The sequence below is a fragment of the Amycolatopsis azurea DSM 43854 genome (assembly GCF_001995215.1).
GTDB lineage: Bacteria > Actinomycetota > Actinomycetes > Mycobacteriales > Pseudonocardiaceae > Amycolatopsis > Amycolatopsis azurea.
Genome location: NZ_MUXN01000024.1, coordinates 218,047 through 234,028 on the forward strand (window position 1 = coordinate 218,047; position 15,982 = coordinate 234,028).

The window sequence follows — 15,982 nt, forward strand, 5'->3', positions numbered from 1 at the left end:
GCCACATTGCCTTACCCCTCAAATACCCGAATCGCCACTCACGACTCTCTGGACCGAAGGGGGAGTTTCGCGTGACTGGATGGACGACACGCGCACGCGGCCGGTCCGCCGCGTGTCGTCCGCCTGGACACGCGTGTCGTCCGTCTGATCACGGGTGTCGTCCGTCTGATCACACGAAACCGCTCGATTGTAGGTACCTAAGGCACGGTTGGCCCTGACCCGAATCGCCACTCACGACCTTCTCGGCAGGGACCAAGGTCCCCGGCCGAGTGATCCGAAGATCCCTTGGTGCCGCAGGGTGCTCCCGGCAGGATCGGGAAGAGATCGGTCGTGGCCGTGTCAGTGCCCTCGCGAGGACCGATCCTGCTTCCCGAAGAAGGAGAATTCCTTGCTGTCCCCAGCATCCGCCGCGGTGGTTCGTGCCACCTTGCCCGTCGTCCGGGCGCACGCCGTCGAGATCACCGGCGAGTTCTACTCGTCTATGTTCACCGCGCATCCGGAACTGCTCGACCTGTTCAACCAAGGCAATCAGGCCGACGGCAGGCAGAAGCTGGCGCTGGCGTCGGCCGTGGTCGGCTTCGCCGAGTGCTTGATCACCGATATCGGCGAAGCGGTGCGGTTCGAGCAGGTCGCCGAGCGGATCGCCCACAAGCACGTGTCGCTGGGCATCCGGGCCGAGCAGTACCCCGTTGTCGGGCACCATTTGCTCGCCGCCGTCGGCACCGTCCTCGGTTCCGCGGTCACTCCTGACGTCTTCGCGGCGTGGCACGAGGTGTACTGGCTGCTCGCTTGCCGGTTGATCGCGGCCGAAGCCCGCCTCTACCAGCGTGGCGACCTCGACCCCGCCGACCTCTGGCGCCGCTGGCGCGTGGCCAAGCGCCTGGACGAGGCCATCGACGCGGTGTCGTTCACCCTGGTCCCCGACGACGGCGCACCCGTACCGCATTTCTCTCCGGGCCAGTACGTTTCGGTCATGGTCGAGCTTCCCGACGGCCGCCGCCAGCCTCGCCAGTACTCGCTGTCGCACGGCCCCGGGCGAGGTTCGCTGCGAATCACCGTGCGCCGGGTCCGCGGCCGCGAGGACGCCCCGGCGGGCGCGGTGTCCAACCACCTCCACGACCACGTGACCGACGACGACATCCTGCTGCTCGGGCCGCCCGCGGGGGAGACGACGCTCGACACCGGTGACGGACCGGTGCTCCTCGTCAGCGCCGGCATCGGGATCACGCCGATGGCCGCCATGCTGGACCACCTCGCCCGCACCCGGCCGACCCGGCGGATCGTGCTCGCCCACGCCGACCGCTCGCCCGCACATCACGCGTTCCGGCGCGAGTGCGCCCAGACCGCCACCGGCCTGGGCGAGGCGGACGAGTTGTACTGGTACGAAAACGACCATGACGACCGCTCGCGGCCCGGGCGGATGGAGGTCGACGCGCTGCCGTTGGGACCGGACACCACCGCCTACCTGTGTGGTCCTTTGCCGTTCATGCAAGGCATCCGCGCGGGGCTGATCCGCCGCGGCCTGCCCGCCGACCGCATCCGCTACGAGGTCTTCGGGCCCGGGATGCTCGACAAGGCCTGACCGGTCTTGCTGTTCGCTTCTCGAGCAAGGGGTGAGAAGTACTCCGTTCCAGTGATGTGACATTTTGTGGCAACCTGTCAAACTTCAGTGGCGTCGAAGGGGTACCAGAAGCACGAGGGGGATGAATGGGACAGGGGTTCTCGGTCGAGCCGGCGGCGGTGCGTGGTCTCGGCGACCTGGTTCTGCGGGCCGGCGCGGGCGCCGACACCTACCACGAGTGGTTCGCCCGGCTGATCGTCGCAGCGGATGGCGGCGAGGACAATTTCCTGTCGATCATCGGGTCGAAACTGGACGAGTGGCAACGCACGGCACTGACCCAGTTGCGCTTCACGACCGACATGGCTTCGGCCGCCGGTCATGAACTGCGCTGCGTGGCGCACTGGTACACCGTGGTCGACGCGCAGGCTGCCGAGTTGCTGGACCGGATCAATCCGGAGCCGGACGCCGCGCGGATCCCCGCGGACGAGGTCCGCGACCCGGTCGGGGCCACGCTGTTCCGCGACGCCGTCCCGGTGGGCTACGGAGGCCCGGACCCGGACCGGATCACCGACCCGGACTGGTGGCCGGTGAAGTGCGAGAAGGCGGCCGAGGAGCTGCTCGATCTCGGTGGTTCCCTGGGTGATGTCGCCGAGCTGATCCAGATGCTCACCGGTTCCGACAAGGACTTCATCACCATGATCGCCGAGCTGATCGCCGGTGACTGGTCTGTGCTGCAGCAGCAGGCGGTGCTCTACTCCGACGCCGCGGCGGGTCTTGACGGCATCGCGGCCAACATCGACCAGGGCCGGTTCGGCATCCAGGAACCCTGGAGCGGGGAAGCCGCCGACCGGGCGAAGAACTGGCTGACCGGTTACCGGGCCAGTGTCGTCCAGCTGGCGCAGTACTTCCGTGGCGCGAGCCTGGCGATCCAGGCGCTGGCGAAGCTCGCCTACCACCTGATGCAGGAGATCCGGCACGGCTACAGCTCGGCGATCGACATCGCGCTGATGATCCTCACGAAGGGAAAGAAGCTCGGCCTGGAAAAAGGGGTCCGGGTGGCCGAGGTGATCAGCGAAGCCCTGTCTGAACTCGGCCGTCGCGGCAAGCTCATCGACGTCTTCAAGAACGGGGAGCTGAAGGACATCATCCAGCTGGTGTTGTCCTTCAGTGACATCGTCGGGGCCATCCAGACCCTGATCAGTGCCGCGCTCGGACTGGCCCACCAGTTCGCGGGGGAAAGGGCGATGGACGAACTGCTGGAAGCCCTGAAAGCGATGGGTGATCCGCCGCAGTGGCCGGAGGCCTATGAGCATCGGGACGCCGAGTGTCCCGCCAAGAACAAGCGGGTGCTGTTGTGACGGAATTGAACGGCTTGTTCACCTCCGAGGAGGGGGAGCGGGCCCGTCGGACGGTCATGCGACTGCTGGCGGCGACAGGCGGTCCCGCTGGGGACTTCGCCGCGGAGGTGCTCTCCGGACGGCGGCGGCCACACGAACTGCTGGCCCACGGCCCGGTCCTGGACGAGTTCGTCCAGGAGGCGCGGGGCTGGTGGCAGATCATCGACGCGTTGCCCGCCGAGGACCGGGAACAGCTCGCCGTGGGCGCGTGGTCGTCCCTGGAGCGGCAGGTCGGCGAAATGGCCACTTTGGACGCCGACGCCGCTGTGGCCGACTTGGAGGAACTGGCCGCGCAGGTGCGGACGCCGCCCGCGCCGAGCCGACGATCTCGACCGAGCGACGACGAGGACGAAGACTGGGCGGACCGGTCCTATATGGAGCCGCTCTGACCGGGTGTCCGCGAGTCCAGTGCGGCGGCGACGAATGACGCGACCTGCGGTCGGCGGTCCTGCTCGTTCCAGGCGAGCACGAGGTGGCTGGGCGGTGCGTCGATCACCGGGACGCACACCACGTCGGCGTTCATCGGTTCGATCAGTGAACGGGGCAGCACGCCGATCATCCGGCCTACCTTGATCATGTCGACCAGCTGGACCACGTCGGCGACCTCGGGGCCGGTTCCGTCGCCGCCGGGAACCCCCTTCCAGCGCGGCATCGACTCACCCTCCAGATCGGACATCCGCAGTGAGGTCCGCCCGGCCATTCGATGCCCGGGCGGAATGACGGCGACACGGTTTTCGGCATACAGCGTCTCGTGGGCAAGGCCGTCGAGATCGTCGAACGGCGCGTAGAGCAGTCCGACATCAGCCCGGCCGTCGCGCAGGAAATCGGTGCGATCAGCGGGGCCGCTGAACAGGATGTCGACCCGGCGCGCGTCAGGCTGATGGGCGTAGCCGGCCAGGATCCCGGAGAGCAGTCCGGCGTCGCCGCCGGGTTTGAGCACGAGTCGCAGACCGGCCTGGGTGTCGCCCGCGCGGCGGGCGTTCCGGACCGCGGCGCTGACGGCGTTGAGCGCGTGCCTGCCGTGTTCCCGCAATGCCTCCCCGGCGGGAGTGAGTGACACCTGGCGACTGGAGCGGACGAACAGCGGGAACCCGAGTCTTCCCTCGATCCGCCGGATCGCCTTCGACAGCGCGGGCTGGGCGATCGACAGCCGGACGGCCGCCCGGCCGAAATGCAATTCGTCGGCGACGGCGATGAAGTACTCGAGCTCTCGCGTCTCCAGTTCAGCCATGCCTCCAGGTTATCGCCGGATGTCCGATCGGTCTTGGACGCCGACGTCTTTCCAGGCCGAGAATCGAGGCATGATCACGCACACGATGATTGTTTCCTTCGACAGGCCGCTTCCCGATGCCGAGCTCGACCAGTACCTCACGGATATCGAAACGGCCATGCACGACACCGGTCTCGCACAGTCTGTCGCGACCCGGCGGCACGTTCCGATCCCCGGCGAAGAGGCGATCCCCGCGCTGATCGCCACCGCGATCGTGCAGGTCGCCGTGGCCGACACCGAGACGCTGGCGAAGGCGTTCGCCGCGCCCGGCCTGCACGAGGTGATCGGGCGCTGGCAGTCACGACACTCGTACAAGGTCGCCTGGGCGAACCACGAGCCGCTGCCGTGAGCGCCGTTTCCGGGAAGCGCGGACTGGTCACCGGCGGAGGCAGCGGGATCGGCCGTGCGACGGCGATCGAGTTTGCCCGGCAAGGTGCGTCGGTCGCCGTGCTCGACATCGACGAGAACGCCGCTGCCGAGACCGCCGCCCTGATCGGCAAGGACGGAGGCGTGGCGCTGGTCGCCGCGGTCGACATCGCCGACGAGGATTCCGTGCGGGCCGCGGTCGAGCGCACGATCGCGGCCTACGGTGGCCTCGACTTCGCGGTGAACAACGCGGGCATGTCCTCGCGCGGGCTGCTCGATCGGATGCCCCTGGACGAGTTCGAGCGGGTGGTCCAGGTCAATCTGGCAGGGACTTTCCTGTGCATGAAGCACGAGCTCGCCGTGCTGGAGCGCGGCGGCGCGATCGTCAACGTCGCCTCCAACGGCGGTCTGGCCGCGATCCCGAACGCGCCCGCCTACGTGGCCGCCAAACACGGCGTCGTCGGCCTCACGAAGGCCGCCGCGGTCGATTACGCCTCGCGCGGCGTTCGCGTCAACGCGGTGTGCCCAGGCCCGACCAGCACTCCGGGGTTCGAGAGGTGGGCGGCGGGCAGTGACCTCGTCGCCAAGCAGGAGGCGATCACACCGCTCGGCAGGCTGGCCATGCCGGAGGAAGCCGCCGCGGCGGCGGTGTGGCTCTGCTCGGACGCCGCATCGTTCGTCACCGGGATCGCGTTGTCGGTCGACGGCGGGCGCTTGGCCTGATCAAGGAGCCGTCGCTTCCTGCCCGGCGGCCTTACTCTTCACTGCGCCGGAGTCGCTCACGGGCTTCACTCTCGGTCAGTGAGGTGATGGGCCGTCCGACGGTGTGCTGGTACTTGGCGTCGTAGGCCCGGGTCCAGACGCCGGCCGCCCACGACCGCTGGAGTTCGTCGGCGCTGAACTCCCGGCCACGGGCGTGGCAGTACGCGGCCAGGAACCGTTCGGTGTCCTCCACGGTCGCGAGCCGGTCCACGTCGACGGTCGAATACAGCGCGGCGGCGAAGCCGGCTAGGACGGCCTCGCTGTCAGCGATCACGCTGTCCCAGTCGTGCACCACCAGCGGCACGTCTCCGGCCCAGCGCAGATTGCCGGCGAGCCAGTCGCAGTGACCGATCACTGCTTCTGACTCGCCGGCGCGCAGCCGGTCACGGGCACGGCGTCCGGCGTCGTCGATCCACTCCGGGCCGGTCACCTCGTCGAGGTTGACGTCGTCCTCGGGACACGGCCACAGTCCGTCCTCGGTGTGGTTCCATGCCGCCCACGACGGCGCCGGGGCGAGCGTGGACACCTCGGCCGGTCCTGGAGCGAGCCTGATCAGCCGCGCGAACGCCTCGGCGAAGGCCTCGGCCTCACTTGGGAGCGTTGCGCCGCCAGGGATGTAGGCCTCCGCGGTCGCGACGTCTTCGCCGAAAGGCTCGGCGCCGGTGAGCGGTCGAGGGCACGGATAGCCGGCCTGGAACAGGTGCCGCTGGACATCGACGCAGGCCGCGATCCGCGGCGAGTCCGGACGCACCTTGACCACGACCTCACGGCCGTCGGCCAGCCGCAGCCCGATGACCACGGACAGGTGCCCGGATCTGAAGATCTCCTCCGCCGGCCGGCTGCCCAGATGCTCCACGCACCACCGAACAAGACGAGCCGGATCGACGGCAGGCCCGCGAGACGACATCTGGACATCGTCGCATGCACCGGAGACGACCCCGGGCATCGTCGACGGCAACGCGGCTGGACCGCTCGGCGGGTGTCGGCGATGCTGTGGGCGTGGAGTACGTGTCCAGAGTGCCGCGACCGCCGCTGGCCGGGCTGATCGACGACCTCTATTACCTGGAGGGCACGCCGCCGTACGCCCGGCTTCACCTGCGCTATCAGGTACGCCGTTGACCGGGCTGAGCAGGTCCGCCGCTCAGCCCGTGACGACCTACGACTCGGTGTAGAAAGCTATCCGGCCCCCGACGAAGCCGGTGAAGTCCACCGGCTTACCGGCCATGTCCCAGCGCAGGATGTTGTCTTCGCCAGTGCTCGTCAGGATCTCGTGGATGACCTTCGACATCGGCCCAGGGTGTTCGTGCCAGTTGTCCCGGTCGTTGTAGGCGATCCGCCAGTCGTCCGGATCGGCGGAATCGGTGATCCACCAGAACGTGCCACCTGCGTCGTTGCGCCCCCATGGGTACAGCCCGCCAGGTTCGGGGAACAGCCGGTAGGACACGCCGGTGAGGTAGCCGGTGTACTCGTCCGCGAAGATCTCCAGGAGCTTCTCGTTGCTCCCTTTGGTTCCCGCCAGATCGTCGGCGCTTTGTCCCGGGTTGTCCAGCTCGATGCAGCCCCGGAAGTCGCCGCTCGGGAATCGGGCCAGCAAGTCCTTGTAGTCGGCGGGGAGCGGGGTGCCCAGCTCGCGTTCGACGGTGTCCCAGTCGAGTTCCGGTCGGAAATCCCCGGCCCGCCAGCCGACGAGGCGGGCGATCTCGTCGACTAGAGACCGGTGTGGTGCGTCTGTCATCGTTCTGCTCCTGGTCTCGATCAGGCGATCCGGTGGCGGCGCTGGTGAAGTCGGGCCGAACCTAGCGTGGTCGCCGTACTCCGGTTCACCAGGGGAGCGCCGACCTGATCTCGATTACTTCGAGGTGGTCCCGACGCGATGCAGGATCGCGCCGGTCGCGATATCCAAAACCTCGACCTGCCAAGGCGAACGTTGGACCGCGATCCAGGGGAAGCCGTAGTGGCGCACCACAGGACCGGCGAGTTCGACGACCGTGCGCACGTCGTCCGTGGTCCGCGCCCGGACGACGGCGCCCGCGCGCGTCAGGAGCGCCGGTCGATCACCGATTTCCATCAGGCCCAGCACTTCTTCGTCCGGCGGGACGGGGATGAACACGTCCTCGAAGCGGTAGCTCCACACCCTCCAGGTGTGTCCGCGCGGTGCGGCGTACGACGCGCCCGGTCCGAACAGCACGTAGCCGCCACCATCGAGTTTGGTGTGGAACGGAAAGCTCTCAGGCTGGTGAACCATCGAGCTCGACGGTTCGAGATAGACATGGCCGGGGGACGAGCGAAGATTCCACCACGTGCCCGCGCGGCGGAAGTAGACGCCGAACCGCCACGGCTCGTCCATGTCGAGGTACAGCGGCGAAAGGTCGTGCTCGGTCTCGTCGGCGACGCTGAAGTCGATCGGGATGCGCAGCTTCCGCAGGTCGGTGTCCCTGACGCCCTCGATGTGCACCAGGAGCTCCCGGTCGACCTCGATCAGCGTGATCAGCGACTCGAAGTGCGAATCGGATACGTAGGTCGCCGCGAGTATCGGTCCTGGCAGGCGGAACTTGGCCGTCGGCAACCCGTACCGCCACAGGATCAGTTCGTCCGGCCCGTCACCGCGTGCGATCATCAAGGGGGCCGAGCTCGGGAAGGCCGGGAACCGCAGCTTCGTGCCCCGCACCCCGGATTCCAGCATCCCCAGGCACTCCTCTTCCGTGGGCATCTGCACCTCGACCCGTGTTCCGTTCACGTCCACCGCGACGTGCCCGTCGCCGGTTTCGGCCAACGTCACCGTGCGCTCGGGCGGCTGTTCTTCTCCGTCCGAAAAGGTGAACTCGTGAGCGGGGTGCGTCCGGGAGATCAGCCATTCCGTGCCGAGCCGAGACCGCCGGCGATCGGTGAACGACAGGAGCTGGAGGCTCTCGGCTTTCTGTTCCAGGGCGACCATCACGGCCAGTCGTACGAGATCCAGGCGCGCGGAGGACCGCGGCAGATCGTCGAGCAACACCGCGATCCGCGCGGACCGCGGTGACACCAGCGCGGCGACGGCGTCGACCATCTCGCGGAACTCAGGTCCGGGATCGACACCGGTGAGCACGGACAGGTTCGTTGACATCGTCATCCCCCAGAGGTCGAGTGGAGACGATCTTCTCACCCCTGATGGACGTCGTTCGGTCCCGCGCACGAAAGGAGCCGCGACAACGGCGATCGAGGCGCGCGGGACCGGACGACGTCAGTACTTTCGACGAGCTATGACGTCGTCGCCTCCCACGCGGTCACCGCGCCGCCCGTGACCTGGTCGATCCAGGCCCGATAGCCGGGAACGCTGTTGTAGATCCCAGGGCCGTTGAGGCAGTTGCTGCTGTTGTTGCCGGATCGGCTGGTGGCGCCGGTCAGCTTACCGTCCAAAATGGACGGCCCGCCGGAATCGCCGTAGCAGGCACTGGTTCCGGGTGCGCCCTGGAAGCAGATCTCCTTGCCTCGCTTGAAATCGGCGGTACAGCGGGAGTCCGCGACGGTAGTGGTGTCCACCTCGCGAAGCTGCGGCGACGAGCCGCCGCAACCAGGGGTACCGCACGTCTGACCGTGTCCGATCAGTTTGTTGACGGTGCCGACGGCCGGGCTGGTGGCCGCGATCTTGATCGGCGTGGCGGTGGCCGCTCTCGTGAGCTTCACCACGGCGATGTCGTTCGCGCCGAGGGTCGCGCTCGCCGCCGTGATGAGCTCGCCGCCGGAGCCGGTGTTGATCGCGCCGATCCGGGCGGAGAAGCCGCCGCCGGTGGAGCCCTGGACGCAGTGTTTCGCCGTGACGAGCCATTGCGGGGCGATCAGCGACGCCCCGCAGAAATGACGACCATTGCGTTGCAGCGACGCGAAGAACGAGTAAGGAGTGGTGACGATCTTGCCGCCGATGATGAAAGGTTCGATCGGCGGTCCGGCCGGTGATTCGGCCACAGCCGCGGGCCCGGCGAAGAGCGACCCGGCGACGAGGGCGGCGGCGATCATGGACATACGTCGGATCCACATGATTTTTCGGCCTCCTGAAGAGAAAGGGGAGTCCAGCATGGGAGTGGTGTCAGATCGATCAACACCTGACCGTAGTGCCCTGTCGAGTATCCGGTACCTCCGTTGGTACTGAATCGGACATACCATCGATCCGAATATCGTCGGATCGGCTGCCCGGCCGTGCCTGACCACGGCGTCGCCCCGATTTCGTCACCTTCGGCGTCCCCTGCGACCGCACCTCAGTGATCGGTTCCGCGACCTCCGGAAATCCGCGATCCGCAGGAATTCGACCACCACGGGGAGAGGTCTCATGATGACAAGGACGCGCCGGATGGCGACTGTTTTGACAATTCTCGTACTCGGTATCGGCGGTCTCTTCGCCGCGCCCGCGTCGGCCGGAACCGCGTCTTCCGCCACCGCGCAGGCCACCTGCACCGGGTCGGGCTCGTGCTGGTTCACCTGGGGCCGCATCAGGGCGGGGACTGCACGGATGCCCGGTTCTACGACCGGATCAACGGCATGAGAATGACCAGCCACTGCCAACCGCCGGGCGCACGTGGTCTCGCCCGGACCGCGTGCGCCCGGTTCCGTGCGGTGACTCAGATCGGTTCGGGGGCGCGACTCGGATCTCGTTCGGGCACGTTCGCCTCGACGCGCTCCATCAGCAGCGCGAACGACATGACCAGCAACGGGATCACCAGCACCATCCACATGATCCTTCTGGTACCCGGATCGGCCGCCGGGCAATCGCTCCTGTCGCTTGCTGCCACGACTCGCGATGTTCCCGTTACCAAATCACGCTTCAAGGCCGCATCCTCCGTGGAAGCGCGCGCCGACGCAGAAATACGGCGAATCCAGCACAGATGACCGCGGCGCCGGCGGAAAACGTACCGAGGAGAGCTTGCCGGTCGCGTGCGTCCCGGCAGGCCTCGATCTGCTGATGGGCTTCCTCCGACACCAGCGCCTGCGAACCCTGCACAGGTGTGGCGCCTCCGGCGAACACTGACCGCATTTCCTCCGACCAGCCTGTCGCACTGCCGCAGACGACCTCGGCCCGACCGGCCGGCCCCTCAAGGGACACCTCGACCGACAACGCCCAGACGGCGATCGCCGCGAGGACCGCCGCGGCGATCGCCGGCCACCGTGATGCACCCATGAGATCGATTATCGCCAATCCCGACGTGACACCGACGTCCATGGGGACCGGACGCTTCATCGTCTGTCGCTGACGCGATCACAACGTATACGATCAAGGCGTCGACCGGACAGGCCAACGGGCCGTGGCGGTCACGTGCCCGGGGCGCCTCGCGGCGCGACGTCGGCCGCATCGAATTCGGGAGGCTGAAATTCTGACCGACATGAATCAGGCGGGCGGGAGTGTCAAGGTGAACCGCAGTCCTGTGACGATGACGCTGCCGGCTCTTCCCGTGCTGGTCTACGAAGTGCTGTGGGAACGGCTCGGTCTCGGGCCCATGCCATCGCCTCTTGCGGTGCGCCGCCACGGCCGCGATGACGTGGAGCGGGAAGAGCGTCGTGCTCGCGCACATCGATGGCTGACATCCAACAGTCTCGGAGATGCGGACAACCTCGACGGCGACGTGCTGCAGGCGTTGCGGGCGATGGACGACCGCGATCTCGCGCTGTCCTTGCGCTACAGCGACTCCGCCGGACAGGTGGCGATCGGCTGTTTTCCGCAGCCCACCGGCCGGGCGCTGCGTGTGATCGTCCACGACCAGACCGTGGACCTGGGCTGGATGAACGCGACGAGGATGGCGGAAGGCATGCTGGAGGTACTGCCCGATGCCCAGCCGGGCATCGGGCGGCCTCTCCGCGTCGGCGAACTCGCTCTCATCCGGGCCGGTCGAGCATGGCGGCGATCAGGGCTGCTCAGCGCCGGGAAGCGATCTTTGATCGAGCACGGGGTGGATCCTGAAGGCGCCGAGTGGTTCCTGCGTGTTCTGTCGAGGGCGAGAGCGACCGGAAAGGCGAGCGCGGCGCGATCGGGAGTCGACGGGAAGGAACTACCGGCAGGCCGCCCGCTGTCCTTTGTGGACAGTTTTGACGGTCGGTACGTCGCCGTGCGGAGCTACGGATCGGTCACGCTCATGCCCGCCGACGGTGCGACGTTGAAGTCACTGATCGGAGCGCTCGTAGACGACTTCATCGAGAGCCGGCCCGCACGCGATACAGGTACGTTCAGTCACCTCTGGTGATCTGCCTGGGAACCGATACGGCGGTGGCCGTCTCGCCGTCGAGCAGACGGCGAGACGGCCACCCTCTCCCCTCGGTGGGCCTGGTTCAGCCGATGATGCTGCCGGGAGAGACGAATCCTCCCGAAATCGGCGGGTAGTTGTCCGTCCACGTCACTCTGGCCACCATCGCGCTGTCGACCCGCCCGGTGAACCCGTCATAGGGCACGCGGTGGGAGCACGTCGCGGACGGGCCGGGGGTCACGCAGGCCGCGCTGATCGGGGCGACGATCTTGCCGCCCTTGCGGATGCCGATGGTCATCGTGATGTCCCTGGCCAGGTTTGTCAGCTGGCCGGTGGCGGTGTCCCGGCAGGCGATCGCCCACGTCACGTTGAGGAAGCCGCCGTAGATCGTGACGTCGTTGCCGACGCTGACTTCGCAGGCGATCGCGGTCGCGGATACGTCACCGCCGGAGGTGGACAGCTCGACACTGGTAGGGCTGAAGGCGGCACGCGCGGCGGCCGGCGTCGTGGTCGCGGCCGACGCGGCGCCGACCACGCCGACGCTCAACATCAGGACGGATAGGAAACAGGCGATCTGCCTGAGCCGACTGAGCATGCGCTTCTCCTTGCGTTCGTCATAGGGGCCGGGACGCAGGCCAGGATGGGCGCCCGTTTTCGTCCGCCGACACAACGTTCTGCGAATCGGCTGTTCAGTGGTGCCGAGCGGGGTGCCGCGGGCACTAGGCAGGAGTTCGCCACAGCGTCGTGCGGTGACCGGGTGGGAGGGCTGTGCGGTGAGAGTGGAGCTGCGGGTGCTGGGCCAGATAGAAGTCCTGGTCAATGGGACGAGGGTGGACCTCGGGCACGCCCGGCAGCGGTACGTGCTGGCGGTGCTCGTGCTCGAGGCCAACCAGGTGATCTCCACCGACCAGCTGGTGGACCGGATCTGGGGAGAGCGCCCGCCCCGACGGGCCCGGCAACTGGTGAGCAACTACCTGTCCCGGCTACGCCACCTGCTGTCCACCAGCGGCGTCGCGGGCGAGGTGGTGATCGAGCGGCGTGGGGGCGGCTACGTCACGCTGGTCGCACCCGACCGCGTGGATGTGCACCGGTTCCGGCGCCTGGTCACCGATGCCCGTGCCGACGCCGATCGAACCCGTGCGTTGGAGCTGCTGGAGCGGGCCGCGGAGGTGTGGCGGGGCGAGGCACTGTCCGGTTTGGACACTCCATGGATCGCCACGGTGCGGCACGGGCTGGAACGGGAACGGTTCGCCGCCGACACCGACCGCATCGACCTGGCTTTGCGCCACGGTCGGCACGCCACGCTCCTGCCCGAGTTGACCACGCGCGCCCAGTCGCACCCGCTGGACGAACATGTGGCCGCTCAGCTCGTACTCGCCCTGTACCGCAGCGGACGTCAAGCCGACGCCCTGGACCACTACCACGGGCTACGCGCTCGGCTGGCCGAGGAATTGGGCACCGACCCTGGAACAGCCCTGGCGGAACTGCACCGGCGGATGCTGGCCGCCGACCCCGGTCTCGCCGACCCCGGTCTCGCCGAACCCGACCCGGCGGACCGGTCGACGACGGTACCCCGCCAACTGCCCGCCGCACCCGCGCTGTTCACCGGCCGCGTCCCCGAACTGGCCGAACTGGATCGCGTCCTGACCACCACCCGAGACGGCGCATCGTCCCGTGCACAGCAGGACCGGACGGCGGCGAGAACGATGGTGATCTCGGCGATCGGCGGGGTGGGCGGGATCGGCAAGACCTGGCTGGCCCTCGCGTGGGCGCACCGCAACCTGCACCGCTTCCCTGACGGGCAACTGTTCGTCGACCTGCGGGGGTTCAGCCCCGCCGGACGTCCGACCGACCCGGCCGACGCGGTGCGCGGGTTCCTCACGGCTCTCGGCGTCCACCCCGATGGACTCCCGGCGGACCTGGACGCGCTCGCCGCGCTGTACCGGGGTCTGGTCGCGGCGAAGCGGATGCTGGTCGTACTGGACAACGCCGCCACCGCCGACCAGGTCGTCCCGCTGCTGCCCGGCGGCACCTCCTGCACCGTGCTGGTCACCGGTCGCACCAGGCTCTCCTCGGTGATCGACCGGTACGGCGCCCGCCACCTGGCGCTGGACATCCTCACCCGCGGCGAGGCCCGCGCGCTGCTGGCCACGCGCCTGCGCGAGCAACGGGCCGACGCCACGCCCGAGGTGACCGATGAGCTGACCGAGCTGTGCGGACGTCACCCGCTCGCCTTGGCGATCGCCACCCGTCACGCCGCCGCCCGTCCGCGGATCCCGCTGCTCGAGTTCGTCGCCGAACTTCGCGATCTGGGCCTGGAGATGTTCGACCACGACAACGACCCCGCCGCCAGCCTGCCCGCGGTGCTGTCCTGGTCCCTACGCTGGCTCACCGACCGGCAGCGGACGGTGTTCGCGCTGCTCGGGCCGGCTCCCGGGCCGGACATCGACCTGCCCGCCGCCGTGTGTCTGACCGGTCTGCCGCCGGCCGAGATCCGCAAGACCTTGCGAGTCCTGGAGGATCACTCTTTACTCGATCGGCGCGCGGGCGGCCGGTACGTCATGCACGACCTGGTCCGCGCCTACGCCACCAGCCTCGCCCACGACTTGGCCGAGCCGGTGCGGCGGGCCGCGCTGGACCGCGTGGTCGACTTCCACCTGCATACCGCCTATGTCGCCGATGGGCTCCTGGACCCTCATCGCCCGCCGATCCGGCTCGATCCACCTGCCCCCGGTGTCCACATCGAGCCGTTGCCCGACCGACCGGCCGCGTGGGCGTGGCTGGACACCCATCACCCGCATTTGCTTGCCGCCCAGCACACCGCGGCCGCTCTCCGCCACCACCACACGGTGTGGCGGATCGCCTGGTGCCTGTGCACCTTCCACCGCCGGCGAGGTCGCCACCGTGACGACCTGGCCGTGTGGGAGGTCGCCACCGCTGCCGCCGACCGGCTGCCCGACCCCGCCGCTCGCATTCTCGCCCACCGGCTCCTCGGCCACGCTCATGCCGAGCTGGGCCACCACGAGAAAGCCATCCTCCACCTGCATGAGGCCCTCGGCCTTGCCGAACATCACCACGAGCCCACCCAGCAGGCGCACACCCACCACGCCCTCGGATGGGCGTGGGAGCAGCGGGGGGATGACCGGAAGTCCCTGGAACACGCCCGCGACGCCCTGGCCCTGTTCCGCGTCGTCGGATCGCCGGTCTGGGAAGCCGTCGCGCTCAACTCGGTGGGCTCGCTCGCCGCGCGTCTTGGCGAGTACGACACCGCTCGCGAACACTGCCAGGCCGCCCTTGCCCTGCACCGACGCTACGAGGACCCCGACGGCGAGGCGGACGCCCTGGACAGCCTGGGCTTCATCGACCACCACACCGGACACCACCGGCGGGCCATCGACTACTACCGGCAGGCCCTCACCCTCTACCGCAGTGTCGGAAACACCACCGAAGCCGCCGACACCCTTGACAACCTCGGCCACCCCTACGCCGCCCTCGGCGACCACGCCCTTGCCCGTGCCGCCTGGCAGCGAACTCTGGAGCTGTACCGGGAACAAGGCCGCGACGCCGACGCCGAGCGGGTGCGACGGCAACTCGACGTCCTCGCCAGGACGCCGGACGGGGCCGGCCCATTTGCATAAACTATGAATATAAAACTGCTATGCTTCGGGCATGCGTCGTCAAGAGACCGCTTCCGACGCGTCCGCCGCCATCGGGGCAGCTCTCTACGGCCTGGCCACCAGGGCCGCGAGACGCCTGCCCCGGGACATGAGCCTGACGTCCGCCGCCACACTGGCCACCCTGGACAGGACCGGCCCGCGGCGCATCACCGATCTGGCCGCGGTCGAGGGCGTCACCCAGCCCGCGATGACCGCCCTGGTCCGGGTGATGGAGGAGTCCGGACTGGTCGAGCGGCAGGGCGACGCGTCCGACAAGCGGGTCACGCTGGTGTGCCTGACCGAGGCCGGCGCGTCCTATGTCCGGACGCGGCGCCAGACGGGGGTCCACGCGTTCGAGCGGTTGATCGGCGAGCTCACCGGTGACGAGGTCGAGGCGCTGGTGGCGGCCCTTCCGGCGCTGAAGCATCTGGCAGAGCTCGAATAAGTCATTCCAATACTGGAGGTTCCATGCCCAAGGGCTACTGGGTCAGCGCCTATCGCACCATTTCAGACGCTGAGAAGCTGGCTGCATACAACGAGCTGGCCGCTCTGGCCGTCAAGGCCGGGGGCGGTCGGACCCTCGTCCGTGGCGGTCGGGTCGCGGCGCGTGACGCCGGAATCGCCGAGCGCACCGTCCTGGTCGAGTTCGACAGCTTCGAGCAGGCCGTCGCGACGTATGAGAGCGCGGCCTACCGGGAGGCGCTGGCCGCCCTCTCCGATGGCGTCGAGCGCGACTTCCGCATCGTCGAAGGCATCGACTGAGC

The 15,982-nt window shown here is 68.5% G+C and carries 16 protein-coding genes and 1 pseudogene; 10 read left to right on the top strand and 7 right to left on the bottom strand.

All coding sequences use genetic code 11. The annotated features are described in order from the left end of the window. Positions 1 to 388 precede the first annotated feature (388 nt). The 3 genes from B0293_RS31205 (at position 389) to B0293_RS31215 (ending at position 3,347) form a co-directional block, all read left to right on the top strand. Positions 389 to 1,582, top strand: a complete 1,194-nt coding sequence (locus tag B0293_RS31205; RefSeq protein ID WP_005151436.1) for a globin domain-containing protein — start codon at positions 389 to 391, stop codon at positions 1,580 to 1,582. A 125-nt stretch (positions 1,583 to 1,707) separates the two neighbouring features. Beyond that, positions 1,708 to 2,919: a hypothetical protein gene (locus B0293_RS31210; RefSeq protein WP_005151434.1), complete on the top strand. Its 1,212-nt coding sequence runs from the start codon at positions 1,708 to 1,710 to the stop codon at positions 2,917 to 2,919. Beyond that, on the top strand, positions 2,916 to 3,347 hold the full coding sequence (locus B0293_RS31215; protein ID WP_245191831.1) for a hypothetical protein: 432 nt from the start codon (positions 2,916 to 2,918) through the stop codon (positions 3,345 to 3,347). The genes B0293_RS31210 and B0293_RS31215 overlap by 4 nt, the downstream gene beginning before the upstream one ends. Here the strand turns inward: B0293_RS31215 and B0293_RS31220 are convergent. Further along, positions 3,329 to 4,189 carry a LysR family transcriptional regulator gene (locus B0293_RS31220; RefSeq protein ID WP_005151432.1) on the bottom strand — a complete coding sequence of 287 codons (861 nt, stop codon included), beginning with the start codon at positions 4,187 to 4,189 and terminating at the stop codon, positions 3,329 to 3,331. The two genes, B0293_RS31215 and B0293_RS31220, sit on opposite strands and share 19 nt — an antisense overlap. A gap of 70 nt (positions 4,190 to 4,259) precedes the next feature. On the opposite strand from B0293_RS31220, the gene B0293_RS31225 reads away from it, so the two are divergent. Both B0293_RS31225 and B0293_RS31230 read left to right on the top strand, forming a co-directional pair. Beyond that, positions 4,260 to 4,577, top strand: coding sequence for a hypothetical protein (locus tag B0293_RS31225; RefSeq protein ID WP_039915521.1), 318 nt, complete (start codon positions 4,260 to 4,262; stop codon positions 4,575 to 4,577). Further along, positions 4,574 to 5,317 (top strand): SDR family NAD(P)-dependent oxidoreductase, encoded by a 744-nt coding sequence (locus B0293_RS31230; protein WP_005151430.1) that lies wholly within the window; start codon positions 4,574 to 4,576, stop codon positions 5,315 to 5,317. The genes B0293_RS31225 and B0293_RS31230 overlap by 4 nt, the downstream gene beginning before the upstream one ends. A gap of 31 nt (positions 5,318 to 5,348) precedes the next feature. Here the strand turns inward: B0293_RS31230 and B0293_RS31235 are convergent, their stop codons facing one another. Beyond that, positions 5,349 to 6,212 carry a phosphotransferase gene (locus B0293_RS31235; protein ID WP_005151429.1) on the bottom strand — a complete coding sequence of 288 codons (864 nt, stop codon included), beginning with the start codon at positions 6,210 to 6,212 and terminating at the stop codon, positions 5,349 to 5,351. Positions 6,213 to 6,277: 65 nt separating this feature from the next. Here B0293_RS31235 and B0293_RS44910 point away from each other — a divergent pair. Continuing rightward, positions 6,278 to 6,454: pseudogene (locus B0293_RS44910) on the top strand (AraC family transcriptional regulator); the annotation flags it as partial. A gap of 58 nt (positions 6,455 to 6,512) precedes the next feature. On the opposite strand, the gene B0293_RS31240 reads toward B0293_RS44910, so the two are convergent. The 4 genes from B0293_RS31240 to B0293_RS31255 all read right to left on the bottom strand — a co-directional run bounded on the left by B0293_RS31240 (position 6,513) and on the right by B0293_RS31255 (position 10,565). Further along, positions 6,513 to 7,091: an SMI1/KNR4 family protein gene (locus B0293_RS31240; protein ID WP_005151427.1), complete on the bottom strand. Its 579-nt coding sequence runs from the start codon at positions 7,089 to 7,091 to the stop codon at positions 6,513 to 6,515. Positions 7,092 to 7,205: 114 nt separating this feature from the next. Then, on the bottom strand, positions 7,206 to 8,459 hold the full coding sequence (locus B0293_RS31245) for a hypothetical protein (RefSeq protein WP_143254678.1): 1,254 nt from the start codon (positions 8,457 to 8,459) through the stop codon (positions 7,206 to 7,208). A 134-nt stretch (positions 8,460 to 8,593) separates the two neighbouring features. Beyond that, entirely contained in the window at positions 8,594 to 9,370 is a 777-nt protein-coding gene (locus B0293_RS31250) for a S1 family peptidase (protein WP_245191830.1), read from the bottom strand. Between the two features lie 781 nt (positions 9,371 to 10,151). After that, complete coding sequence (locus tag B0293_RS31255; RefSeq protein ID WP_143254679.1) at positions 10,152 to 10,565, bottom strand: hypothetical protein; 414 nt, start codon at positions 10,563 to 10,565, stop codon at positions 10,152 to 10,154. A gap of 64 nt (positions 10,566 to 10,629) precedes the next feature. Here B0293_RS31255 and B0293_RS31260 point away from each other — a divergent pair, with 64 nt between their 5' ends. Next, positions 10,630 to 11,562 (top strand): ESX secretion-associated protein EspG, encoded by a 933-nt coding sequence (locus tag B0293_RS31260; protein WP_245191829.1) that lies wholly within the window; start codon positions 10,630 to 10,632, stop codon positions 11,560 to 11,562. 85 nt (positions 11,563 to 11,647) lie between these two features. Here the strand turns inward: B0293_RS31260 and B0293_RS31265 are convergent, their stop codons facing one another. Then, a complete protein-coding gene (locus B0293_RS31265; protein WP_005151421.1) occupies positions 11,648 to 12,157 on the bottom strand; it encodes a hypothetical protein in 510 nt (169 codons plus the stop codon). 178 nt (positions 12,158 to 12,335) lie between these two features. Between B0293_RS31265 and B0293_RS31270 the strand changes: the two genes are divergently transcribed. Genes B0293_RS31270 through B0293_RS31280 form a run of 3 tightly spaced genes read left to right on the top strand, consistent with a single transcriptional unit; the run spans position 12,336 to position 15,980 of the window. Next, positions 12,336 to 15,200 (top strand): AfsR/SARP family transcriptional regulator, encoded by a 2,865-nt coding sequence (locus tag B0293_RS31270; protein ID WP_005151420.1) that lies wholly within the window; start codon positions 12,336 to 12,338, stop codon positions 15,198 to 15,200. Between the two features lie 31 nt (positions 15,201 to 15,231). Further along, positions 15,232 to 15,663 carry a MarR family winged helix-turn-helix transcriptional regulator gene (locus B0293_RS31275; RefSeq protein ID WP_005151419.1) on the top strand — a complete coding sequence of 144 codons (432 nt, stop codon included), beginning with the start codon at positions 15,232 to 15,234 and terminating at the stop codon, positions 15,661 to 15,663. Between the two features lie 23 nt (positions 15,664 to 15,686). After that, positions 15,687 to 15,980 carry a DUF1330 domain-containing protein gene (locus B0293_RS31280; protein WP_005151418.1) on the top strand — a complete coding sequence of 98 codons (294 nt, stop codon included), beginning with the start codon at positions 15,687 to 15,689 and terminating at the stop codon, positions 15,978 to 15,980. The last annotated feature ends 2 nt before the right edge of the window (positions 15,981 to 15,982 follow it).

Coding starts and splice junctions, on each gene's coding strand:
- B0293_RS31210 (WP_005151434.1), top strand. CDS start 1,708: ATGGGACAGGGGTTCTCGGTCGAGCCGGCGGCGGTGCGTGGTCTCGGC.
- B0293_RS31220 (WP_005151432.1), bottom strand. CDS start 4,189: ATGGCTGAACTGGAGACGCGAGAGCTCGAGTACTTCATCGCCGTCGCC.
- B0293_RS31225 (WP_039915521.1), top strand. CDS start 4,260: ATGATCACGCACACGATGATTGTTTCCTTCGACAGGCCGCTTCCCGAT.
- B0293_RS31240 (WP_005151427.1), bottom strand. CDS start 7,091: ATGACAGACGCACCACACCGGTCTCTAGTCGACGAGATCGCCCGCCTC.
- B0293_RS31245 (WP_143254678.1), bottom strand. CDS start 8,459: ATGTCAACGAACCTGTCCGTGCTCACCGGTGTCGATCCCGGACCTGAG.
- B0293_RS31250 (WP_245191830.1), bottom strand. CDS start 9,370: ATGTGGATCCGACGTATGTCCATGATCGCCGCCGCCCTCGTCGCCGGG.
- B0293_RS31255 (WP_143254679.1), bottom strand. CDS start 10,565: ATGAAGCGTCCGGTCCCCATGGACGTCGGTGTCACGTCGGGATTGGCG.
- B0293_RS31265 (WP_005151421.1), bottom strand. CDS start 12,157: ATGCTCAGTCGGCTCAGGCAGATCGCCTGTTTCCTATCCGTCCTGATG.
- B0293_RS31275 (WP_005151419.1), top strand. CDS start 15,232: ATGCGTCGTCAAGAGACCGCTTCCGACGCGTCCGCCGCCATCGGGGCA.
- B0293_RS31280 (WP_005151418.1), top strand. CDS start 15,687: ATGCCCAAGGGCTACTGGGTCAGCGCCTATCGCACCATTTCAGACGCT.